This window comes from Streptomyces sp. LARHCF249, from assembly GCF_052871255.1.
In genome coordinates this window covers 301,627-323,810 of the sequence record NZ_JBIXJQ010000004.1, presented here as the reverse complement: position 1 = coordinate 323,810, position 22,184 = coordinate 301,627, and the positions used below count along the sequence as shown (strand labels likewise).

At 70.6% G+C, this 22,184-nt stretch carries 18 protein-coding genes; 9 read left to right on the top strand and 9 right to left on the bottom strand.

Going from position 1 to position 22,184, the window contains the following annotated elements:
* Positions 1–34: 34 nt before the first annotated feature.
* From ACIPUC_RS13220 to ACIPUC_RS13200, 5 genes are all read left to right on the top strand, one after another.
* Complete coding sequence (locus ACIPUC_RS13220; protein ID WP_446589265.1) at positions 35–934, top strand: expansin EXLX1 family cellulose-binding protein; 900 nt, start codon at positions 35–37, stop codon at positions 932–934.
* 127 nt (positions 935–1,061) lie between these two features.
* Positions 1,062–1,595, top strand: coding sequence for a SigE family RNA polymerase sigma factor (locus ACIPUC_RS13215; protein WP_446589264.1), 534 nt, complete (start codon positions 1,062–1,064; stop codon positions 1,593–1,595).
* Entirely contained in the window at positions 1,592–2,395 is an 804-nt protein-coding gene (locus tag ACIPUC_RS13210) for a hypothetical protein (protein WP_446589263.1), read from the top strand. Before ACIPUC_RS13215 ends, ACIPUC_RS13210 begins: the two co-directional genes overlap by 4 nt.
* 52 nt (positions 2,396–2,447) lie before the next feature.
* Positions 2,448–2,738, top strand: a complete 291-nt coding sequence (locus tag ACIPUC_RS13205; RefSeq protein ID WP_446589262.1) for a hypothetical protein — start codon at positions 2,448–2,450, stop codon at positions 2,736–2,738.
* A gap of 145 nt (positions 2,739–2,883) precedes the next feature.
* Positions 2,884–3,567, top strand: a complete 684-nt coding sequence (locus ACIPUC_RS13200; RefSeq protein ID WP_446589261.1) for a maleylpyruvate isomerase family mycothiol-dependent enzyme — start codon at positions 2,884–2,886, stop codon at positions 3,565–3,567.
* A gap of 63 nt (positions 3,568–3,630) precedes the next feature.
* Here the strand turns inward: ACIPUC_RS13200 and ACIPUC_RS13195 are convergent, their stop codons facing one another.
* The 3 genes from ACIPUC_RS13195 to araD all read right to left on the bottom strand — a co-directional run bounded on the left by ACIPUC_RS13195 (position 3,631) and on the right by araD (position 5,845).
* Positions 3,631–4,011, bottom strand: coding sequence for a hypothetical protein (locus tag ACIPUC_RS13195; RefSeq protein WP_446589260.1), 381 nt, complete (start codon positions 4,009–4,011; stop codon positions 3,631–3,633).
* Positions 4,008–4,595, bottom strand: a complete 588-nt coding sequence (locus ACIPUC_RS13190; RefSeq protein ID WP_446589259.1) for a TetR/AcrR family transcriptional regulator — start codon at positions 4,593–4,595, stop codon at positions 4,008–4,010. Before ACIPUC_RS13190 ends, ACIPUC_RS13195 begins: the two co-directional genes overlap by 4 nt.
* 512 nt (positions 4,596–5,107) lie before the next feature.
* Positions 5,108–5,845: an L-ribulose-5-phosphate 4-epimerase AraD gene (gene araD, locus ACIPUC_RS13185; protein ID WP_446589258.1), complete on the bottom strand. Its 738-nt coding sequence runs from the start codon at positions 5,843–5,845 to the stop codon at positions 5,108–5,110.
* Positions 5,846–6,165: 320 nt separating this feature from the next.
* Here araD and ACIPUC_RS13180 point away from each other — a divergent pair, with 320 nt between their 5' ends.
* The gene (locus tag ACIPUC_RS13180) at positions 6,166–7,242 is read left to right on the top strand and encodes a LacI family DNA-binding transcriptional regulator (RefSeq protein WP_446589257.1); all 1,077 of its coding nucleotides are present in this window, start codon (positions 6,166–6,168) and stop codon (positions 7,240–7,242) included.
* A 590-nt stretch (positions 7,243–7,832) separates the two neighbouring features.
* On the opposite strand, the gene yjfF is transcribed toward ACIPUC_RS13180, so the two are convergent.
* From yjfF to ACIPUC_RS13160, 4 genes are all read right to left on the bottom strand, one after another.
* Complete coding sequence (gene yjfF / locus ACIPUC_RS13175) at positions 7,833–8,855, bottom strand: galactofuranose ABC transporter, permease protein YjfF (RefSeq protein WP_446589255.1); 1,023 nt, start codon at positions 8,853–8,855, stop codon at positions 7,833–7,835.
* Positions 8,852–9,952 (bottom strand): ABC transporter permease, encoded by a 1,101-nt coding sequence (locus tag ACIPUC_RS13170; RefSeq protein ID WP_446589254.1) that lies wholly within the window; start codon positions 9,950–9,952, stop codon positions 8,852–8,854. Before ACIPUC_RS13170 ends, yjfF begins: the two co-directional genes overlap by 4 nt.
* The gene (locus ACIPUC_RS13165) at positions 9,949–11,508 is read right to left on the bottom strand and encodes a sugar ABC transporter ATP-binding protein (protein WP_446589253.1); all 1,560 of its coding nucleotides are present in this window, start codon (positions 11,506–11,508) and stop codon (positions 9,949–9,951) included. The genes ACIPUC_RS13170 and ACIPUC_RS13165 overlap by 4 nt, the downstream gene beginning before the upstream one ends.
* Positions 11,509–11,602: 94 nt before the next feature.
* Positions 11,603–12,601 carry an ABC transporter substrate-binding protein gene (locus tag ACIPUC_RS13160; protein ID WP_446589251.1) on the bottom strand — a complete coding sequence of 333 codons (999 nt, stop codon included), beginning with the start codon at positions 12,599–12,601 and terminating at the stop codon, positions 11,603–11,605.
* 539 nt (positions 12,602–13,140) lie between these two features.
* Between ACIPUC_RS13160 and araB the strand changes: the two genes are divergently transcribed.
* Complete coding sequence (gene araB / locus ACIPUC_RS13155) at positions 13,141–14,835, top strand: ribulokinase (protein ID WP_446589250.1); 1,695 nt, start codon at positions 13,141–13,143, stop codon at positions 14,833–14,835.
* Positions 14,836–14,916: 81 nt separating this feature from the next.
* Positions 14,917–16,428, top strand: a complete 1,512-nt coding sequence (gene araA, locus ACIPUC_RS13150; RefSeq protein ID WP_446589249.1) for an L-arabinose isomerase — start codon at positions 14,917–14,919, stop codon at positions 16,426–16,428.
* 21 nt (positions 16,429–16,449) lie between these two features.
* Here the strand turns inward: araA and ACIPUC_RS13145 are convergent, their stop codons facing one another.
* Together ACIPUC_RS13145 and ACIPUC_RS13140 are read right to left on the bottom strand one after the other, a co-directional pair.
* On the bottom strand, positions 16,450–19,173 hold the full coding sequence (locus ACIPUC_RS13145; protein WP_446589247.1) for a beta-L-arabinofuranosidase domain-containing protein: 2,724 nt from the start codon (positions 19,171–19,173) through the stop codon (positions 16,450–16,452).
* Between the two features lie 245 nt (positions 19,174–19,418).
* Positions 19,419–19,562 carry a hypothetical protein gene (locus tag ACIPUC_RS13140; protein WP_446589246.1) on the bottom strand — a complete coding sequence of 48 codons (144 nt, stop codon included), beginning with the start codon at positions 19,560–19,562 and terminating at the stop codon, positions 19,419–19,421.
* A 208-nt stretch (positions 19,563–19,770) separates the two neighbouring features.
* Between ACIPUC_RS13140 and ACIPUC_RS13135 the strand changes: the two genes are divergently transcribed.
* Complete coding sequence (locus ACIPUC_RS13135; protein WP_446589244.1) at positions 19,771–22,182, top strand: SpoIIE family protein phosphatase; 2,412 nt, start codon at positions 19,771–19,773, stop codon at positions 22,180–22,182.
* The last annotated feature ends 2 nt before the right edge of the window (positions 22,183–22,184 follow it).

The following is a 22,184-nucleotide window of genomic DNA, read 5'->3' as shown; positions in this document are numbered from 1 at the left end:
GGCCGCGCGGCAGCGCAGGCACAGACACAGGCGGATGATCGGAACGACGGTGGCGCTGACCGCCGCGGGCGTCCTCGTCTGCCTGGTGACAGCCATGCTCCCCGGCCCCAAGGCCGGGGCCGGGGCCGGGGCCGAAGTGGCGGCCCCCGCCGCCACCCAGGCGGGAACCACTCCCACTCCCTCGGCCCCGACGAGCCCCGCGCCGGCGGACAGCTCGCCTGCCGCGGAAACGCCGGCCGCGTCCGCCGGTACGACGACCGCGGCGCCAGAGCCTTCGGGGAAAGGAACCCCGCAGGCGGCGTCCACCACGGCACCGTCGGCAGGACGCATCCGACCCGGGACCACCTACAAGGGCGTCGCCACCGCCTACGCTGCCGGCGACGGCAACGGCGCCTGCCTGTTCGGCCCGAGCGACGACCTCATGATCGCGGCGATGAACACCACCGACTACGAGTCGTCCCGGGCGTGCGGCGCGTACGTGCGCGTCCGCGCCGCGAACGGCGCCTCGATCACGGTCCGGATCACCAACGAATGCCCGCTGCCGTGCGCACCCGGACAACTGGACCTCAGCGAACAGGCCTTCGCGAAGCTGGCCGATCCCAAGGTCGGCCGCATCCCGATCACCTGGAGCCTGCTGAGCCCCCACACGTCCGGCCCGATCTCCATCCGGTACAAGACCGGGTCCAACCCCCACTGGTGCGGCATCCAGGTGATCAACCACCGGAATCCGGTCGCAGGGCTGGAGGTACGCACCGCCAAGGGCTGGCGGAGACTGCCTCGTACCGACTACAACCACTTCCTCTCCGCCGACGGCAGCGGGTGCGGCGGCGCGATAAGGATCACCGACATCTACGGAGAGCAGCTGACGGTCGACGGGACCGCACTGCTGCCGGACGTCGTACAACCGGCCCGGGTCCAGTTCGCCCCGCACTGAAACCGCAGCTCGGCCGGTGGCGGATCGGGGGGTACGCCGCATCCGAGCGCCAGAGGGCGCACCGGGCACTGGTACTCTGCCGCCCGGATGTTAACGCACACATTTGCGGAAGGGGCGACCGCCGGACATGGTCCTCGATGACGCTTCCGCGGAGTTCCACGACTTCTTCGAACGCCACTACGCCGAACTCGCCCGGTTCGCCCATCTCCTGACGGGCGAGGCGGACGGTGCCGACGATCTGGCCGCGGACGCCCTGATCGCACTGTGGCAGCGCTGGGACCGGCTGCGCCAGGCCGAGTACCCGCTCGCCTACGCCCGTGGCGTGGTCGCCAACCTGGCCCGGTCACGGATCCGCAGCGCGGTGCGCGAGCGCCGCCGGATCGCCCTGTTCTGGTCCCGCGGTGCGGAGCCGCTGGACGGTCCGGATGTGGCCGCCGTGGTGGACGTGCGTACCGCTCTTGCCCGGTTGCCGTTCCGGAAGCGGGCGTGCGTGGTCCTGCGGCACGCCTTCGACCTGTCGGAGAAGGACACCGCTCTGGCACTCGGAATATCGGTCGGTACTGTGAAGAGCCAGACCTCGAAGGGGATGGCCGAACTGGAGCGGACGCTGGGCAGCACAGGAGCGGCCGGGGAACTGATGGCGGGGAGGAGGAACCGTTGAACGAGGAGCTCACCGGGCGGCTGCGCGCAGCCGCCGAGGCCCACCAGCCCGACCGCGCCCGGATCCTGGCACGCGTGGAACGCGGCATGTCCGACGCCCCCGCCCGCCACCGCGAGTCGTCGGGCGCGAGGCCCTGGCCCAGGGTCGCGCTCGCCTCCCTCGCCACGGCCTGCGTTCTGGGGGTCGGCGGTTTCGCCGTCGCCGCCATCGTCCAGTCCCCCCCGCCGGCCCGGCCGGACATCTCGACCACCCCTGCCGCGCCGTCCGCGACCGGGACTCCCCGCCCGACGCCGTCGGCCCCCACCACCGGCGGCCCGACGACCGCGCCGGACCGCTCGTCCTCGACGACCCCCAGCCCCGCTGCGTCAGGCGGCACGGGCTCGGCCCGGCCCGGCGGCGCGCGCGTCCAGGACGGGTCCCTGTCGTCGGCCGGCGCCTTGGGCTCAAACAGCAACATTTACTGGGCGCAGAGCAACATCACCCTCAAGACCACCCAGCCGCTCACCGCACTCACCGTGGAACTGCGCATCAGCCAGACGGGCGGAGTGCAGAGCACCGGCACCTGGCGGACCCTGCCCGCCGACGACTTCACCGTCACCGCGCAGCACGAGGGCGGAGCACTGGTCTACCGCTGGATCCTCAAGCCGGGCCGCACGGTCCCGGTCGGACAGCACGTCTTCGCCGGCCAGTACAACCACGCCACCGGCGAGCGCGAGGCCAAGCACGACGGCTACCGCGCCGACGCCAACGGTCCCCAGGGCGCCCTCTCGGTCTGGGGCGGCTTCACCCCGACACGATGAGGCTGGTCGAGCCTCCGCCAACCGGGCCGCCAGCTCCGCGTCCACCCACTCGTTGCGCGAGCAGAACCGCAGGAACTCGCAGACCCCCGTCATCACCGCGTTCGCCGACTTCTCCGTCCGAAACTGCGGAGGGGAGGCCACCCGCGTGCTGCGCGGCGGCAGCGGCTCGTCCACCAGCCACCGCAGGAACCGGGCCAGGTCCAGGAGCGTGACCCGCTGCCAGTCCGGACCCCGCCCGGAGCACCAGGTCAGCAGCAGTGCCGCCCGGATGCCGTACGCCTTCTCCGTGCTGAACGACCTGCCCATGTCCCGCAAAGCCGCCGGGAACAGACGTGCCTCGTGATGCAACCGGTACGACTCATCGGCCACAACCCACAACGGACGCCGCGGCAGTACGGCAGCGCGCGGGAGGTCGACGCACTGGCGGTGCCTGAGCGGGGAGAATGGCGTGCGCCTGGACCCCGACAGGACGGGGTAGCGTCACCGCCATGAATCACGACCAGGTGGTTGAAGCGTTTCGCCGGGAGTCCGAGGCGCTCACTGATGCCGTGTCAGGGCTGTCCGAGGCCGAGTGGAAACTCCCGACACGCTGCATCCCGTGGACCGTCCGCGACCTGCTCGGGCACGTGTGCGTCGTGCTCGATTGGCTTCCTGGGATGCTGGACGGACCGGCCCCGAGCCAGGCCGAGGTGTCCGCGGTGGAGTACTACCGCCCGGACGACCGCTTCTCACCCCAGACCAACAGTGCCCGGATCGCTCTGGCCCAGGACCGGGCCGCGGAGTCGGCGGGCGGCGGCGCCTTCGCTGACGATTTCACCGCGGTCTGGCGACGAGTCGACCGGCTGTCCCGGGCTCAGCCGGCCGGCCGTACCGTGCGGACGCGTCATGGTGACGCCATGCTCCTGTCGGAGTTTCTGCTCACCCGAGTCGTTGAAGTCGCCGTCCACGGCCTCGACCTGGCGGATGCGCTCGGACGCGAACCCTGGCTGACCGCGCCGGCAGGTGACGCCGTGCTGGAACTGCTTCTCGGTAGGGAGCAGATGGCGGCCGTCGACACGTTGGGCTGGAGCCGGCCGCACTTCCTGCGCAGAGCCACCGGCCGCGAGCCGTTGGACGGACCGGAGGCCGCGCAGATCAAGCGGCTCGGAATCCGATGGCTCGCCCTGGGATGACGGCCGGCCGCTGAAGATCGTTACCGGGGGGACCGCGGCGGCCGCGGGGTCTCTCAGGGGCAGCTACGCGGCGCCCGCCGCTGCCAGTACCGCGACCGGCAGGAGCAGAATCCACTGCGGCAGCCGGAGCAGGGGTCTGGGCCAGCCGACGGACAGCGTGACGACCAGGAAGGCTGCGGCGTACGCGATGAAGTGCGCGGCCACGAACCACGCCACCAGGCCGGTCCCCGGCGTACCGTCCGTCAGGGAGAGGTAGAGCAGAGCGAGTCCGGAGAGCACCAGGTCGACGCTCACCATGTGCCACACGGCGTGCAGGACCCGCTTGGGTTCGTCCGCGAGCCCACAGGAGAGCAGTGGGCGCACCACATCGCGGTGCCCGCCGGCGATGTGTACCGCGCCCACGCCGAGCGCGGTGATCCCCGCCGCGAGAAGCCAGCCGTTCATCGGACCTCGATTCCTTTGGCCACGACAGCGGCCAGCTGTGCGGCCAGCTGCGGGTCAGGGTGTTCCCCGACCAGTCCCACGTGGAAGAACACGGCCCCAGCCAGGGTGTCCAGGACCAGGTCCACGGGCGTTTCGGCCGCGATCTCCCCGCGCAGTACGGCGCGGTCGAAGACGACCAGCAGCCGTTCCTTCGACGGGGCCAGGAAGTCGCCGCGGATGCGCGCCTTCAGTTCCGGATCGGCTGCGAAGTCGGCGAGCAGCCCCGGGAGTGCCGCCGCTGCGGCAGGCGCGTGGAACTCGTCGACCAGGCCCTGCAGCAGTACGGCCAGATCCCCGGCCAGCGTTCCGGTGTCCGGGATCGGAGCATCATCGGTGGTCGTGAAGACGGCCTCGAAGACCAACTCCGGCTTGCCCGGCCACCGCCGGTAGATCGTGTCCTTGCCGACACCGGCCCGCGCGGCCACCGCCCCGATCGATGTCGCGGCGTAGCCGACCTCGGCCACCAGCTCTGCGGTCGCGCCGATGATCGCCTCGTGCGATCGGGGATCCCTGGGACGCCCCCTGGAGGGCGGGGAGGAGTTCATGGGATTTAACTTACGGGTCGACCCGTAAGTTAAACAAGAGGCCGGCTTGCCTCAAGATCGGAGCCGGTAGCGCCTCTTCCGGCCCCCGACCAGGCCATGGCGGGCCCGACACGACGGCGGGGGCGTGCCAACGGGATGTCCGGCAACCGCCCTCGGAACCCGCCACGTTGGGACAAGACCCCGAAGACGCCCACAAACGCCGAGATCCCGCCAGCCTTCCGGCTGAACGGGATCTCTTGCCGATTTATGGGCGACTCTGGACCACCATCCGGAACGTGGGGTGGGGGATCAGGGAAGCCTCACCCACGCTGCGGGCGGCCACCGGTGGCCCGGCGCAGGGCACGGCCGCTCGAGTGCCTGGCCGTCCGCGGCGACCTGCGGTATTCCTCCTCGCCGATCCCCTCGGGCACGTGAGCCGCGTCGCCGGATGCGCGCAAGGTTCCGCTGTCTTGCGAGCCGCGACGGTCGGACGGCCTGGCCGGATCACGCGTCACCCAGGCGGTGCGCTGGCCTCAGATGCCCGGGGTGTGAGGGGTGTTGCCGTAATAGGCGTCCGGTCCGTGCTTGCGAGTGAAGTGCCGCTCCAGCAGGTGCCTCGGCGGTTCGGAGGCGTCCCCGAGGCGGGACCCCAGCGCCAGCGTGTGGAGCGCCATCTCCGCCACGGCCTCGCAGACGATGGCGTTCTCCAGCGCGGCCTTCGCGGTGGCGCCCCAGGTGAAGGGGCCGTGTCGCGAGACGAGCGCTCCGGGGACCTCGTCGGCCCGACGGGGGTCGCCGTCGAGCCGGGCAACGATCACCTGTCCGGTGTTGTACTCGTAGTCCCGCGCGCACTGCTCGGCGGTGAGGTCCGCCGTCACGGGGACGGGCCCGTTGAAGGTGTCGGCGTGTGTCGTGCCGAGCACGGGGATCGGGCGGCGCGCCTGGGCGAAGGCGACGGCGTGCGTCGAGTGCGTGTGGGTGACGCCGCCGATGGCGGGGAAGGCCCGGTAGAGGCACCGATGGGTTTCGGAGTCGGTGGACGGCCTGAGGTGCCCGTCGACGACCCGTCCGTCGTCCAGTGCCACCGCCACCAGGTCCTCCTCGGTGAGGTCGGCGTAGGAGACCCCGGACGGCTTGATGACGAAGACGCCGGCGTCTCGGTCTACTCCGCTGACGTTTCCCCAGGTGAGGGTGGCCAGACCGGCCTCCGGGATGCGCAGGTTGGCCGCGAGGACCTCGCGACGGAGGTCCTTGAGGATGGTCTTGCTCACTACGCTCTCACCGTCTCTCCGACATGCGCGGCGGCTTCTCGGGGCCGGCGTCCGGCAGGCCCCGCGGTCGCGCATGAGTGGGCTGGACTGATCGGGGGCCGCGCCAGGCATCGCGGCTGCGCGACCGTAGCTACCCCGATCAGATTGTGAGCGCTAACAAGGAGAAATCTCAAGAGGTCAAGAGAAGGTTCTTGCCCATAACATGCAGCCATCGCTGCATAATGTGAACGCGAACATCTATACCCCGTCGACAATCTCCCGATCGGTCCGAGACGTGTGCGGGCCGCGGCTGGTTCGGTACCTTGAGGGAAGGCCGCTCGATGAGGAAAGGAAGAGAGTTGACCCAGCTCCCAGATGTCTCGCGAGCGCCCACGATGACGGACGTCGCGCGCGTCGCAGGCGTCTCCCATCAGACCGTTTCACGGGTGCTCAGCGACCACCCGAACGTCAGCGCCAAGACCCGGGCCGCGGTGACACAGGTCATCGAGCAGCTGGGGTACCGCCGTAACTCGGCAGCCCGGGCTCTGGCCACTCGCCGGACCCACACGTTGGGCGTCATCGCGGTGAACACCACTCTGCACGGGCCCGCCAGCACCGTGGCGGGAGTTCAAGAGGCGGCTCGGGACCGCGGCTATCTGACGTCCGCCGTCACGCTTCGGACCGCGACGCAGACAGCCCTCGCCGAAGCCATGCAGCACCTCGCCGGATGGGGCGTGGAGGGCATCGTCGCCGTCACTCCCCAACGCGACGCGGTGAGGGCCCTGGCGGCATTGGAAGCACCCTGCCCGGTGGTCACCGTGGAAGGCGGCCACACCCTGGACCTGCCAGGGGTGTCGCTCGACCAGAACCTCGGCGCCCGCATGATCACGGAGCATCTTCTCGCGTCGGGCCACGCCACCGTGTGGCATGTCGCAGGCCCTCCCGACTGGCTCGAGAGCGAGGCCCGCACGCAGGGCTGGGAGGACGCGCTACGAGAGGCCGGGGCCGAGGTGCCACCCCTGCTGCGCGGCGACTGGAGTCCGCTGTCGGGATACCAGGCCGGCCAGCAGCTCGCGGGCCGTGTCCGGGCCTCACGAGGGCAGGGCCCGGGCCTCACCGCGGTGTTCGTCGCCAACGACCAGATGGCCCTCGGCGTCCTACGGGCCTTGCGGGAAGCGGGCCTGCGCACGCCGGAGGACGTGGCGGTCGCCGGCTTCGACGACATCCCCGAGGCGGAGTTCTTCCCACCCCCGCTGACGACCATTCGTCAGGACTTCGCCTCGATCGGCCGCGACAGCATCGGGCTGCTCCTGGACCACATCGAAGGCCGGACGGACGAGTCGACGCACCTGGTGGTGGCGCCCGAGCTCATCGTGCGCGCCAGTACGGCCCGCAGGAGTTCTCCCCCGGGGGAATGACCCCCACCGCCCCGGGACCGGCTCCTCCCCGTGGGGGAGCCGGCCCCCGGGCGCCCATGGCACTGCGGACGGGGAAGGTCCGCGGGCGCGAAAAGCCGCTGTCCGGTGCCCCTTCGACACGTCTCTCCGCGCAGGAGAGCGGACGCGTGGGCGCGGCAGCGGCATCCGGCGGCGTTCGAGGGAGCGCCGCCGCGGTACGGCGGCGCCCGCGCGAACCTGCGGCCGGCACACCGGCACCGGCGACGGTGCCGACGACGAGCCGGCCGCGCGCAATGCGGCCGGCGTAACGGCCCGCCGTCGCACCGAAGTAGCGTGCACAGCCCTCGAAGGCGGCGGGGTTCCCGGGCGGCGAGCACCACATCGGCAGGGTGGCCCCGGCGGTCCGGCAGGTCAGGGAGTGGCGGCGGGCGCCGCACGCGTGAACCTCCGCGCGGCCTCGCCCGGGGAAGCCCAACCGCCGCCCCTCCCCCGTTCTTTCATCGGTCAGGCGGAGGGGCCGGCCCGTCCGCGGACGGGCGGCAGTCTGCCTGGCTCGGCCTCCTGGCCGGCAGATGCGCATGTGTGTTCCATGACGGCAGAGGCGCCGGGAGTCAGTCGACGGCAGGGCGGCGGCCGCTCATCAGGCGTTGCAGCACGATGAACACGAGCAGCAGGGCGCCGATGACGATCCGGGTCCACCAAGAGCTGAGCGTCCCCTGGAAGTTGATGACCGTCTGGATCATGCCGAGGACGAGCACGCCGAGGGCGGTGCCCATGACGAAGCCGGAACCTCCGGTCAGCAGCGTGCCGCCGATCACGGTGGCGGCGATCGCATCGAGTTCCATGCCCATGGCGTGGAGGGCGTAGCCGGAGAGCATGTAGAAGGTCAGCAGCAGGCCGCCGAGCGCGGAGCACAGGCCGCTGACGGCGTATACGGCGATCTTGGTGGAGCCCACCGGAAGACCCATCAGGCGTGCGGATGACTCATTGCCGCCCAGCGCGTACACGTTGCGGCCGAAGCGCGTGTGGTGGAGTACGACGAAGGCGATCACCAGCACGGCCAGGGCGATGACCACCGGGATCGAGACGAACAGTCCCCCCGGGCCGTACAGCCGGGCCTGCGCGATTCCCGCCGTGGTGGGGTCGCTGATCGTGATGGATTCGGTGCTGATCGTGTAGCAGAGCCCGCGGGCGAGGAACATGCCGGCCAGGGTGACGATGAACGGCTGGATCTCGAAGGTGTGGATGATCCAGCCCATGAGCGTCCCGCTCGCGGCGCCGACCAGCAGGACCAGTGGAATGACGGTGGCCAGGGGCCAGCCGTGCGACTCGACCAGCCAGGCGGTGAGCATGGTCGACAGGGCCACCATGGAGCCGACGGACAGGTCGATGCCGCCGGTGAGGATGACGAAGGTCGCCCCGACCGCGACGACCAGCAGGAATCCGTTGTCGATCAGCAGGTTCAGCACGACTTGCGCGGAGAGGAAGCCCTCGTAGCGCACCGATCCGACGCCGAACATGACGACCAGCAGGACGGCCGTGACGATCAGCGGGATACGGGTGCGGGTGCGGGGGGACATGGTCGCGAAGGGGCGGGTGAGTTGCGCGGCGGCGCTCGCGATGCCGGTACTCATGCGCGTACCTCCTGCTGCTGCGGGGCGGCGCCCGCCGTGGTGTGGGATCGGGGAGGGGCGGTCCTGCTGCGGCGCAGGACCTTGGCCCGGAAGACCGGGGACTGCACGAGGCAGACGACGATGACGACGAACGCCTTGAAGACGAGGGTGGTCTCGGGTGGGACGCCGAGGGTGTAGACGGTGGTGGACAGGGTCTGGATGATCAGGGCGCCCAGGACGGTGCCGCCGAGGGAGAAGCGTCCTCCGGTCAGGGCGGTGCCGCCGACGACGACGGCGAGGATCGCGTCGAGTTCGATCCACAGGCCGGCGTTGTTGCCGTCGGCGCTGGAGACGTTGGAACTGATCATCAGCCCGGCGACGGCGGCGCACAGCGCGCTGAAGACGTAGACCAGGGCGAGCAGACCGCCGGCGCGGATGCCGACCAGGCGGCTGGCGGCGGGGTTGCCGCCCACGGACTCGATCAGCATGCCGAGTGCGCTGCGGCGGGTGATGAACGCGGTGAGCGCGAAGAGGGCGGCTGCCAGGAGGACGGCGAACGGGAAGGTCAGCCAGTAGCCGCCTCCGATCATCTTGTAGGGGGCGCTGGTCACCGTGATGATCTGGCCGTCGGTGATCAGCTGGGCGACGCCGCGGCCCGCGACCATGAGGATCAGGGTGGCCACGATGGGCTGCACCCCCAGTCCGGATACCAGGAAGCCGTTGGCGAGGCCCAGCACGAGCGCGACGCCGAGCGCGAGGGCGACGGCCGTGAGCATGGTGGCGACGCTGCCGGGATGTGCGGCAGTGGAGAGGTGCCCACAGGCGAGGGCACCGGCGATGGCGACGGTGGAGCCCACCGAGAGGTCGATGCCGCGGGTGGCGATGACGAGGGTCATGCCGAGCGCCACCAGGGTGAGCGGGGCGCCGAACTGGAGGATGTCGATGAGGCTGCCGTAGAGGTGGCCGTCGCGTACGCGGACGGAGAAGAAGTCGTGGTGGAACGCGAGGTTGCCGAGGAGAAGGGCGAGCAGGATGAGCGTTGGCCACAGCAGGCGGTGGCCGGCCAGTCGTCTCCCGATTCCGCCGGCTGCCTTGGTCGTGGCGGGCTGGGGGGTCATGAGTCCGCTCCGGTGGCGATGGTCGTGAGTATGCGTTCGGGCGTGACGCTGTCGTCGTTCGTGAGGGTGGCCACCATGCGGTGGTCACGGAGCACGGCGATGTGGTGGCTCAGGCGCAGTACCTCGTCGAGTTCCGCCGAGATGAACAGCACGGCGGTGCCTTCGCTCGCCAGGCGGGACACGAGTTTCTGGATCTCCGCCTTGGCCCCGATGTCGATGCCCCGGGTCGGTTCGTCGAGGATCAGGAGCCTGGGTGCCGTCAGCAGCCAACGTGCGAGGAGCACCTTCTGCTGGTTGCCTCCGCTGAGGTGGCGCACCTGCGCTTCGGGGTCGGCGGGGCGGATGTCCAGGGCGTCGATCCAGTGCCGTGCCAGTTCGTCCTGTTTCGCACGGGCCAGCGGCCTGGTCCAGCCGCGGGCGGCCTGCAGAGCGAGGATGATGTTCTCGCGGACCGTGAGCTCGCCCACCAGTCCCTCGGACTTGCGGTTCTCGGAGCAGAACGCGATGCCTCGGGCGATGGCGTGGCGGGGGGTGCGCAGGAGTACCTTCCTGCCCTCGATGCTCACCTCTCCGGCGTCCGCGCTGTCCGCGCCGAACAGGAGGCGCGCCAGCTCGGTGCGGCCTGAGCCCAGGAGGCCGGCCAGTCCGATGACCTCGCCGGCATGGATGTCGAGGTCGTACGGTTCGATCGAGCCCGTCCGGGTCAGTTGTCGTGCCCGGAGGAAGGGCTCGCTGGTCGCCCGTTCGGCCGCTTCCTCTCGGGCACGGTCGGACAGCTGGTCGAGCGTGGCCAGTTCTCCGCCGATCATGCGCTGGACCAGCGTCACCGGAGTGAGTTCGCCGATGGGGTACTCGCCTTCCAGGCGGCCGTTGCGCAGGATGGTGACGCGGTCGCAGAGATCGAATACCTGGTCGAGGAAGTGCGTGACGAACAGGATGGCCACACCGCGATCCCGCAGGCGCCGTACCAGGGTGAAGAGCTGGGCGACCTCCTCGCGATCCAGGCTGGAGGTGGGTTCGTCCAGGACGAGCACCTTCGCCGAGACGTCCACCGCCCGGACGATGGCGACCAGTTGCTGCACCGCCAGGGAGTGCGAAGCGAGCAGACTGGTGACGTCGAGGTCGAGGTCCAGTTCCGTCAGCAGCTCGGCCGCCCGCTGCCGCATCGCGGACCAGTGGATGAGACCGAACCGGCGCGGTTCGCGCCCGATGAGGATGTTCTCGGCGACCGAGATGTTCGGGCAGAGGTTGACCTCCTGGTAGACGGTGCTGATTCCGGCCTGCTGCGCCTGGAGGGGGTCTGCAGAGGTGTGGGGCCGGCCGTCGACGAGGATGGTGCCGCCGTCGGCGGGGTGGACACCGGTGAGCACCTTGATCAAGGTGGACTTCCCGGCGCCGTTCTCGCCCATCAGGGCGTGCACCTCACCGGGGAAGAGCCGCAGGGCGACTCCGTCGAGGGCGAGCACGCCCGCGAACTGCTTGCGGATGTCCTGGGCTTCCAGGACCGGCCGCGGACCGCCGACGTCCGTGGGCCGCGGGGTGGACGGTGATGCCATCCGCCCTCCTCTCATGGGTGGGGTGGTGGAGCGGGCTCCGGACGGTGAAGGAGGCGCCGGGGCCGGGCCTCCTCCATTACCGGAACGCGCTGTTTCAGTAGTTCCGGGACGGCAGCGCCGCCGCGGCCTTGTCCTGGGTGAAGACACCCTCCTGGGTCTCGACACGAGTCGGCACGCTCTCCCCTGCCACGACCTTCTTGGCCAGCTCCATCAGCTGGTCGCCGAGCATCGGGTTGCACTCCACCACGACGTTGATCTTGCCCTCGGTCATCGCGACGAAGGCGTCCTTGATCCCGTCCACCGAGATCACCTTGATGTCCGTCCCGGGCTTCTTGCCGGACTCCTCGATGGCCTGGATGGCGCCGAGGGCCATGTCGTCGTTGTGGGCGTAGAGGACGTCGATGTCGTTCTGGGACTTCAGGAACGCCTGCATGACTTCCTTGCCCTTGGCGCGGGTGAAGTCGCCCGACTGCGAGGCCACGATCTTGAACTTGTCGTCGGCGCGGATGACGTCGGCGAAGCCCGCCTTGCGGTCGTTGGCGGGCGCGGAGCCCGTGGTGCCCTGGAGCTCGACGATGTTGACCGGGCCCTGCTCGTTGGCGTACGCGCCGGTCAGCCACTCGCCCGCGGACTTGCCCTCCTTGACGAAGTCCGAGCCCAGGAAGGTCTTGTAGAGGGAGGTGTCCTTGGTGTCCACGGCGCGGTCGGTGAGGATGACCGGGATGCCCGCGTCCTTGGCCTCCTTCAGCACCGTGTCCCAACCGGACTCCACGACCGGCGAGAAGGCGATGACGTCGACCTTCTGCTGGATGAAGGTGCGGATCGCCTTGATCTGGTTCTCCTGCTTCTGCTGCGCGTCGGAGAACTTGAGGGTGATTCCGGCCTTCTTCGCCGCCTCCTGGACGGACTTGGTGTTGGCGGTACGCCAACCGCTCTCGGCGCCGACCTGGGCGAAGCCGAGCGTGATCGTGCCGTCGGAGCCCGCCTTGGCTCCCGAGGAGGAGCCGGAAGCGGGGCCCTGCGTCGAGCAGGCGGTCAGCGCCGAGGAGACGAGAAGGGCGGCGGTGAGGACGAGAGCTGCTCTGCGAGCCATGTCGAGTGTCCTTTCAGGGTGTACGGAAGAGGCGCCGCACGGCCGGGGCCGGGCTTTGCCGAGGAGTCACAGGAGTGCCGCGGTGCACGGCGGCCGAAGCCGCCGGCGGCGGGGATGGGGTCGGGGGGCCGGTCGCGGTCGCGGTCGGCAGGAGAGGGATCCCCTCACGAACGGGGCGCTGTCGCATTGTGAGCGCTAACAAGCCAGGTTCTCAACCCCCTTGCGCGCGTTACCTGACTGTTACCGCGTCGCGTGCGGCATCGAGGCGGACTCCCCCCTTTTCTCGACACCACCGGCCCCACCACCCGGATGAAGTGCCAACCCGCGCCGCATCCACGGCAGATCGACCCGCGCGTCCGGCGTATACGGAGGCCGCTGCGCCGATGGAGCTCACATATGACTCGCGCAGACCTCTTGCCTCTCGACATTGTTAGCGCTCACACTGCGTTGGACCACCCGGGTGGCCGCCCGGATTGCGGGCGGCAACTCCGCCTGCCCGGGCCGCCCGCCGCCCCACGGCTCTTTCGAAAGGCATTCTGTTGACGTCACCCCATCCCCTCGCGCCGACCCCGCATTCCGAGGAAGCGGAGCAGTACACGGTCGGCGTCGACTTCGGCACGCTGTCGGGCCGCGCCGTGGTGGTGCGGGTCCGCGACGGTCAGGAACTGGCCGCGGCGGTCCACGCCTACCGGCACGGCGTCATCGACCGGCACCTGCCGCAGGGCGGTGCGCAACTGCCTCCGGACTGGGCCCTGCAACACCCCCAGGACTGGCGGGACGTACTGCGTCGCGCCGTGCCGGAGGCCGTGGCGGCGGCCGGGATCGATCCCGCCGCGGTGATCGGCATCGCCACCGACTTCACCGCGTGCACCGTCCTGCCCGCGCTGGCCGACGGGACCCCCCTCGCCGAGACGGAGCTCGCCGGACGGCCGCACGCATGGCCCAAGCTGTGGAAGCACCACGCGGCCCAGTCGCATGCCGACCGCATCAACGAACTCGCCCACGCCCGCGGGGAGAAATGGATCGCCCGCTACGGCGGCCGGATCTCCGCCGAGTGGCAGTTCGCGAAGGCCCTCCAGGTCTTGGAGGAGGATCCGCTCGTCTACGAAACCTGCGCGCGGTGGATCGAGGCCGCCGACTGGATCGTGTGGCAGCTCACCGGAACCGAGTCCCGCAACGCCTGCACGGCCGGCTACAAGGGCATCCACCAGGACGGCGCCTACCCGAGCGAGGAGTACCTGGCCGCGCTGAACCCCCGGTTCGCCGACTTCGCACGCACCCGCCTCGAATTCCCCCTCTCCGCACTGGGCTCACGAGTGGGCTCGCTCAGTTCCGAGGCAGCAGCGTGGACAGGGCTGCGCCCCGGCATCGCCGTGGCCGCGGGCAACGTCGACGCCCATGTCACCGCAGCGGCGGCCCAGGCCGTCGGGGACGGGCAGCTGCTCGCCATCATGGGCACCTCCACCTGCCACGTCGTGAACGCTCCCGTCCTCGCCGATGTCCCCGGCATCTGCGGTGTCGTGAGCGGTGGGATCGTCGAGGGAACCTACGGCTACGAGGCCGGCCAGAGCGCGGTCGGCGACATCTTCGCCTGGGTACTGGACCAAGGCGTCCCGTCGGACTACCTCGCCGAGGCCGCCGACCGCGGCGAGGACCTGCACACCCTGCTGACCCGGAAAGCCGCCCGACAGCCGGTCGGCGGCCACGGACTGGTCGCCCTCGACTGGCTGAACGGCAACCGTTCGGTCCTCGTCGACCACCACCTCTCCGGAGTCATCGCGGGTCTCACCCTCGCGACCCGCCCCGAGGACGTCTACCGCGCGCTGCTCGAAGCCACCGCGTTCGGCACCCGCGTCATCGTGGAGGCCCTGGAGGCGGGCGGCGTACCGGTGCACGAGTTCATCGTCGCCGGCGGACTGGCCAAGAACGAGCTGCTGATGCAGATCTACTCCGACGTGCTGCGCCGCCCCGTCTCCCTCGCCGCGTCCGACCAGGGCCCCGCCCTCGGGTCGGCCATCCACGCCGCCGTGGCCGCCGGCGCGCACCCCGACGTGCGAACGGCCACCGCCGCCATGGGCCGCCGGCGACCTGCCGTCTACACGCCCGACGCCTCCCGAGCCGATGCCTACGACGCCCTCTTCGCCGAGTACCGGCTCCTGCACGACCACTTCGCCGCCGGCGGGCTGCTGCACCGCCTGAGGAGCATCCGCGACACGGCCCACACCGCGGGCTGATCCCGCCCGCTGTTCGTTCCCGCTTCCCCACCCGCACGGCGCTCTCGCCACCGTTGCGGGACGTCACCTTCAGGAGTCCATGTGTCCAGCCAAACGTCCCCCGCCCAGGAAATCTGGTTCCTCACCGGCAGCCAAGGCCTGTACGGGGAGGAGACGCTGAAGCAGGTCGCCGAACAGTCGCGGCAGATCGCCACCGCGCTGGCCGACACCTCCGGCATTCCCGCGCGTGTGGTGTGGAAGCCGGTACTGACCGATGCCGACGCCATCCGCCGGGTGTGCCTCGAGGCGAACGCCGACGACCGGTGCATCGGGCTCATCGCCTGGATGCACACGTTCTCGCCGGCCAAGATGTGGATCGCGGGACTGGACGCACTGCGCAAGCCGTTGCTGCACCTCCACACCCAGTCGAACGTGGCCTTGCCCTGGGACACCATCGACATGGACTTCATGAACCTCAACCAAGCCGCTCACGGAGACCGCGAGTTCGGGCACATCCAGGCCCGTCTCGGCGTACCCCGCAAGACCGTGGCCGGCCACGTCACCGATCCGGTGACGACCGCACGCGTCGCGATCTGGGCGCGGGCGGCCGCCGCACGATCCGAACTGGCCACCCTCAAGGTCGCCCGCTTCGGCGACAACATGCGCGACGTGGCCGTCACCGAGGGCGACAAGGTCGAGGCCCAGCTGCGCTTCGGCGTCTCCGTCAACACCTACGGCGTCAACGACCTGGTGGAGGTCGTCGACGGCGCGGACGAAACCGAGGTGACGTCCCTCGTCGAGGAGTACGGGGACCTGTACCGCCTGGCGCCGGAACTGCGACCGGGAGGCGAACGGCACGCCTCGCTGCGTTACGCGGCCCGCATCGAAGCCGGCCTGCGCACCTTCCTCGGAACGGGCGGCTTCGGGGCCTTCACCACCAACTTCGAGGACCTGGGCGGACTGCGCCAGCTGCCCGGCCTCGCGGTCCAGCGGCTCATGGCGCAGGGACACGGCTTCGGAGGAGAGGGCGACTGGAAGACCGCCGTCCTGCTGCGCGCCCTCAAGGTGGCCGCAGCCGGCCTCCCGGGCGGCACCTCCTTCATGGAGGACTACACCTACGACATGTCCCCCGGCAACGAGCTCATCCTCGGCGCACACATGCTGGAGGTCTGCCCCACCATCGCGACCGCCAGGCCCAGCTGCGAGATCCACCCCCTCGGCATCGGCGGGCGGGAGGACCCGGTGCGGCTGGTGTTCGACGCCGCCCCCGGCCCGGCCGTGGTGGTCGGCCTCGCCGACCTCGGCGACCGCTTCCGCCTGATCGCCAACGACATCGACGTGGTGGCACCCCCTCACCCGCTGCCCGCCCTGCCCGTCGCCCGCGCGGTCTGGCGGCCCCACCCGGACCTGCGGACCTCCACCGAATCCTGGCTGACGGCCGGCGGACCGCACCACACCGTCCTCAGCACCGCCCTCACCTCCGACCACCTCGACGACCTGGCGGAAATGCTCCGCGTGGAACTCGTCCTCATCGACGAGGCCACCACCCCGAAGCAGTTCCGGCGCGATCTCCGCTGGAGCCAGGCGTACTACCGGCTGGCGCAGGGACTGTGAACCGGCCCGGGGTGACGCGGGTCAGATGAAGCGCCACAGGTGGTCGCTGGTGCCGTTGTCGTCCCAGAGGACGGCCTGGGCTCCCTGGGCGGTGGAGGCGCCGGAGACGCCGAGCACGCGGCCGCTGTTGGCGCACTGGATCCTGAAGGTGTCGCCGCCGCCGTGCCGCAGGCGCCACCGGTGGTCGGCGGTGCCGTTGTCCGACCACTGGACGATCCGGGCGCCGTTGGCGGTGCCGCCGTTCTCCACGGCGAGGACCTTGCCGCTGTGGAAGTTGCGCAGGCGCAGGTAGCCACCGGTGTCGACGACGGCCGTCCAGAGATGGTCGGCGGTGCCGCTGTCGTCCCACTGGATGGCGAGGCCGCCGTCGGCGGTGGACATGTCCTTCACACCGAGGACCCGCCCGCTGGCGACGTTCTGGATGCGCCTGGCACCGTCGGGGACGAACTGCCACTGGCCGGCGGGGGCGCCGGCGTCCGGCACCTGTACGGCTGCGGCGCCGATGGCGGTGGAGCCGTCCGCGATGCCGAGCAGCTTGCCGGTGTGGGCGTTCCGAAGCTTGTGGTAGCCGTTGCCCGCGTCGACGACGGTCCACCGGTGGTCGGCGGTGCCGGTATCGGCCCACTGGAGGATCGGAGCGTTGTCGGCGGTGGACATGTCCTTCACGCCGAGGACCTTGCCGCTGTGGAGGTTGCGCAGCCGCAGTGCGGTGCCGTCGACGACGGGGAGCCAGTTGTGGTCGGCGGTGCCGGAGTCGGTCCACTGCAGGGCGAGGCCCCCGTCGGCGGTGGACATGTCCCGGATGCCGAGGACGAGTCCGCTGGCCGCGTTGACGAGACGGAAGCCGGCACTGTCGGTCCGCCAGTAGACGGTGTAGTTGAAGCCCTGGGCGTCGTGGAACGGGGCGAGGTCGACCTTCGTTCCGTTGGCGGTGGCCGTGAAGGCGAGGGCGGTGCTGCTGGTTCGGGTGATCGAGGAGGGGTCCAGGGCCGGGAGGGAGGAGAGCGTGGTGCTGCCGTAGTTGCCGGCGAGGACGGCGGGGCCGTAGCTGATCGCCGCGACGCCGGGGTTGTCGTTGGCGGCCTGGAGGACCACACGCATGGGGAGCTTCACGGTGACGGTGTCGCCGGAGGCCCAGGACCGGGTGAGGGTGGCGTAGGTGCCCGGGTTGGCCGTGACGGTCTGGGCGGCGCCGTTGACGCTGACGGTGGCGCCCGAGGTCCATGCGGGGATGCGGATGCGCATCGACCAGGTCCCGCCGACGCTGCCGGCGACCTTGAGCGTCGTGGTGTCGCCGGCCGGGTAGGAGGTGGTCTGGGTGACCGTGATGCCCCGCTGGGTCCAGTTCAGGACGGAGGGGAGGAACAGGTTCACCGTGAGGGTGGTGCCGTCGCGGAAGTAGATGGAGTCCATCAGCTTGGTGTTGGACTCGATGCCTGTTCCCTGGCAGCACCAGAAGGTGCCGTAGTCGGTGCTCCACATGCCGCCGCCCCAAGCCGGGCCCACGCCGCGGCGGCCGCCCGGGTTGAGGGGGGTGAAGTAGGTGACGTGTCCGTGCGGGTCGGCCGGGTTCTGGGCGCCGATGACATGGTTGAGCAGCGCCTTCTCGTAGAAGTCGAAGTACGACGCCCGGCCGGGGTCCAGCTGCCACAGTTCCCGGGTCAGCTTGAGCATGTTGTAGGAGTTGCACAGCTCGCAGGTGTCGCGGAGGAGGAAGCCGGAGATGGCGTTCGGGGCCCGGAAGTGCTCCGCCTGGCTGTTGCCGCCGATGGCATAGGTGTGCGAGGTGGTGCAGATCGTCCATGCGTGGGAGGCGATGTCGCGGTAGCGGGTCGTGCCGGTGGCCTTGTACTCGCGGACGGCTCCGATCCACTTGGGCACCTGCGTGTTGGCGTGCAGGCCGTTCAGCTGGTCCAGGTTCGCGGCGAGGGGGTCGAAGACCGCGGCGTGGTCGAACCGCTGGGCGGTGGTCAACCAGCGTGCGTCGCCGGTCTGTTGGTAGAGGTCGGCCAGCACCTCGTTCATGCCGCCGAACTCGACGCCCATCAACGACTGCATCCTGCTGTGGCTGAGCGGGGCGGTGCGTCGGTCGACCCAGCCGGCGAGCGCGAGGAGCACGTCGCGGGCCTGTGTGTTGCCGATGAGGCGCCACACGTCGAGCAGACCGGCCATGGTCTTGTGGATGCAGTAGTACGGGACGTTGCCGTTGTTCAGCGTGCCTGCTTCGAGGCTCGTGAAGTCGGTCTCGGGGAAGCCCGAGAGGTAGCCGGCGGAGAAGCCCGCGGTGGAGTTGTTGGCCTGGCACTTGGCGAGTTCGGCCACCATGTGGTCGGCCTTGTCGCGGCAGGTGGTGTCCCCGAGTGCGGCGTAGGCCTGGGCCCACGCCGTGAGGAAGTGGCCCTGCACGTGGGTGCGGAAGGGGAACGCCGGGTCGTCCCAGCCTCCGGTCGGGGCTGCGGCGTTGGTGGAGAGCCGGTGGTTGGCGCGGAAGTTGTACAGCAGGCGGTGGACGTCGACGAAGCGGAGGTAGGCCAGGGTGCGGTTCTGATTGTCGAGCCATCGGCTGCTGGTGAGCCGGACCTGACCCAGGTCGAACGGCAACGTCGACACTCCGACGTCGGACCTGACCGGGGATGTCTCCGCCGCGGCGGAGGCCAAGCCGAGGACGGGGCCGGCGGCCGCGGCCGCGGCCGCGGCGCCGGTCGCCTTGATCATGGCGCGGCGGCTGAAGGGGTGAGCCGGCATGGCGAACTCCGTGGTCCGTAAGAGAAGAAGTCGGGGATGGGGGTCGCCGGGCGGCGCAGGAGGCGCTGCACGGCGATGCGGGCCGCCTTCGAGCGGTCGCGTCTCGTCTCACGCTCGCTGCGCCCCACGGCAGTCATGTCCTGCTGCGGGACGGGGCCGGTGGTGACGGACGTCGGGCAGTATGGCGGCCAATAGGTCTGCACGTAGGGGGAGTTGGTCCTCAACCGGCTGCCGCAGGGGTGGTACTACAGCTCGCAGAGTTCGATGTCGTCGATGGACATCCCGGTGCCGGCCCTGCCGTCGGAGCCAATGCCGATGGTGGAGCCGTAGTCCTGTGCGTGGGCATGCGTCGCGCCCCGGGGGTTCCGTGCGGCACCCGCCTGTTGCATGAGTGTTAACGCTCACAATTACCGTGTCAATACTTTCGACTGCAGCGCCGGCAGGAGCGGCGCCACCGTGTCGGTTACGCGTTGTTCGCCGCTTGGCACGAGCCGTGACCGGGGCGCGCGCCCGACGGAGCGGACCTAGGCTGGAAGCAGCCGCTGGAAACCGGTCCTGGCGAGCACCGCTGTCCGGACGGAGGCGTGGCGCGTGGAGATGGGTGACAAGCAGGATGCCCCGACTGCCGCTGTCGTGGTGGCTCCGGACGGTGTGGTGAGCGGCTGGTGCGAGGGCGGGCGGCTGCTGCTGGGCTGGACGGCCGAGGAGACCGTGGGGCGGCCGGTGGCCGACCTGCTGGTCGATCCCCCGCCCGGCTTCCCCGAGAACCACGGCATCGGCTCCGGCTCCACGGGAGTCGTCCCGCTGCACCACCGGGACGGTTCCACGGTGGACGCCGTGGTGACGGCTCATCCGCTGCACGGCGCGGACGGCCGTGCGCTGGGCCACGTGGTGACCGTCCAACCGTGGGGACGCCGCCCTGTGATCGCCGACCGGGCCTTCGAGCAGTGCCCCTTCGCTCTGGGCGTCTACGACCCTGAGCTGCGGTTCCTGTGGGTCAACGCCTCCGCGTGCCGGGTGATGGCGCACTCCGAGGAGCAGGTGCTCGGCGAGAAGTACCGCGAGCTGTTCCCCGAACTGGACGACATGGCATACACCGACCAGCTCTCCGAGGTGGCCAGGACGGGCGAGCCCGCACGTCTGATCACCGTCTTCCGCCCCCTCGGCAGCAACTACGCCAACGCCTGGGCCACCAGCATGTGGCCCGTACGGGATGCCGCGGGCAGGATCCGCGCGGTCGCCAACTGGGGATTCGACATGAGCGCCGAGTACTGGGCCCGGCAACGCCTGCTCATCCTCAACAAGGCCAGCGGCGGCATCGGCCGGACACTCGACGTGATCGGCACCGCCCTGGAACTGGCGAGGACCCCGGTGCCGGGATTTGCCGACCTCGTCAGCGTGGACCTCTTCGACGAGGTGCTGCGCGGAGAGGAACCGCCCTCCGCGTCCGCGTTCACCCCCGGCGAGGCCATCGCACTCAACCGTGCCGCCCAGCACAGCGCGAAGGAGGACACCGACCGGGCGCCCGGGCCCACGCCGCCGGTCAGCCACACTCCCGGTTCCATCGCCGCCCGCTGCATGGCCACCGGCACGTCCGCGGTCGAGCTCGCCGCTGAGCCCGGCCAGGGCGGCGAATGGGCCTTCGGGCCAGGGCTCGCCGCCGACCCGGCCCACTGGCCACCGGGCAACCCGTTGATCGACGGGTCCATCGCCGCGGACGGGCTGACCGGTCGGATCACCGTGCCGCTCCGGGCGCGCGGCGCGCTGCTCGGCGTCGTCGCCTTCTCCCGCCGCGACCGGCCCGAGGCCTTCACGGCCGACGACCTGATCCTCGCCGAAGAGCTGACCGCCAAGGCAGCGGTCGCCATCGACAACGCCCGCCGGTACTCGCGCGAGCGCACGAGGGCGCTGACGCTGCAACGCAGCCTGCTCCCGCAAGGGCTGCCGAACCAGGAGGCGGTCGAGGTGGCATCCCGCTACCTGCCCGGCGGGACCGGCGCGGAAGTGGGCGGTGACTGGTTCGACGTCGTTCCGCTGTCCGGCGCCCGGGTCGCCCTGGTCGTCGGCGATGTCGTCGGCCACGGCCTGCACGCCTCGGCCAGCATGGGCCGGCTGCGCACCGCGGTCCGCACCCTCGCCGACATAGACCTGCCGCCGGACGAGCTGCTGACCCACCTGGACGACCTGGTCCTCCACCTGGCCAGCGACCTCCGGCCCGCCGGCCACTTCCAGCCGACCGGCGAGTCCGGGGCCACGTGCCTGTACACGGTCTACGACCCCGTCTCCCGGCGCTTCACGCTGGCGAGCGCCGGCCATCCGCTGCCGCTGATCATCTCCCCGGACGGCACCAGGACACCCGTACCCGCGCAGCCGGGACCACCGCTCGGCATCGGTGGGCTGCCTTTCGAAGCGACCGAGCTCGAGCTGCCCGAGGGCAGCCTGCTCGCCCTCTACACCGACGGACTGGTGCAAAGCCGCGAGCGCGACGTCGACGAGGGGATCGCGGAACTGCAGCGGGTCCTGAACCACTCGGCCACCTCACTGGAGGCCTTGTGCGACACGGTGTTGGACGCCATGCTCCCCGAACGCCGCACCGACGACGCCGCCCTGCTGCTCGCCCGCACTCACGCGCTGGATCCCCACCACGTCGCCGACTGGGACATTGAGCCCGACCCCGCCCAGGTGCCGCAGGCCAGGAAGTTCGCCGTCGACCAAGTGGACGCCTGGGGCCTGGAGGAGGCGTCATTCGTCACCGAACTGGTCGTCAGCGAGCTGGTCACCAACGCCATCAGATACGGCGAGCCGCCGATCAGACTGCGGCTGATCCGCGATACTTCCCTGATCTGCGAAGTCTCCGACGCGAGCAACACCGCTCCGCACCTACGCCGGGCCCGCGACTTCGACGAGGGCGGCCGGGGACTGCTGCTCGTCGCCCGGCTCACCCAGGGGTGGGGCACCCGCCACACCACCAGCGGCAAGACGATCTGGTGCGCGCAGGCCCTGGCCTAGCG

Excerpts from the sequence above, each read along its gene's own strand:
- ACIPUC_RS13220 (WP_446589265.1), top strand. The coding sequence starts at position 35 with ATGATCGGAACGACGGTGGCGCTGACCGCCGCGGGCGTCCTCGTCTGC.
- ACIPUC_RS13215 (WP_446589264.1), top strand. The coding sequence starts at position 1,062 with ATGGTCCTCGATGACGCTTCCGCGGAGTTCCACGACTTCTTCGAACGC.
- ACIPUC_RS13200 (WP_446589261.1), top strand. The coding sequence starts at position 2,884 with ATGAATCACGACCAGGTGGTTGAAGCGTTTCGCCGGGAGTCCGAGGCG.
- ACIPUC_RS13195 (WP_446589260.1), bottom strand. The coding sequence starts at position 4,011 with ATGAACGGCTGGCTTCTCGCGGCGGGGATCACCGCGCTCGGCGTGGGC.
- ACIPUC_RS13190 (WP_446589259.1), bottom strand. The coding sequence starts at position 4,595 with ATGAACTCCTCCCCGCCCTCCAGGGGGCGTCCCAGGGATCCCCGATCG.
- ACIPUC_RS13180 (WP_446589257.1), top strand. The coding sequence starts at position 6,166 with ATGAGGAAAGGAAGAGAGTTGACCCAGCTCCCAGATGTCTCGCGAGCG.
- yjfF (WP_446589255.1), bottom strand. The coding sequence starts at position 8,855 with ATGAGTACCGGCATCGCGAGCGCCGCCGCGCAACTCACCCGCCCCTTC.
- ACIPUC_RS13170 (WP_446589254.1), bottom strand. The coding sequence starts at position 9,952 with ATGACCCCCCAGCCCGCCACGACCAAGGCAGCCGGCGGAATCGGGAGA.
- ACIPUC_RS13165 (WP_446589253.1), bottom strand. The coding sequence starts at position 11,508 with ATGGCATCACCGTCCACCCCGCGGCCCACGGACGTCGGCGGTCCGCGG.
- ACIPUC_RS13160 (WP_446589251.1), bottom strand. The coding sequence starts at position 12,601 with ATGGCTCGCAGAGCAGCTCTCGTCCTCACCGCCGCCCTTCTCGTCTCC.
- ACIPUC_RS13145 (WP_446589247.1), bottom strand. The coding sequence starts at position 19,173 with ATGCCGGCTCACCCCTTCAGCCGCCGCGCCATGATCAAGGCGACCGGC.
- ACIPUC_RS13140 (WP_446589246.1), bottom strand. The coding sequence starts at position 19,562 with ATGCAACAGGCGGGTGCCGCACGGAACCCCCGGGGCGCGACGCATGCC.
- ACIPUC_RS13135 (WP_446589244.1), top strand. The coding sequence starts at position 19,771 with ATGGGTGACAAGCAGGATGCCCCGACTGCCGCTGTCGTGGTGGCTCCG.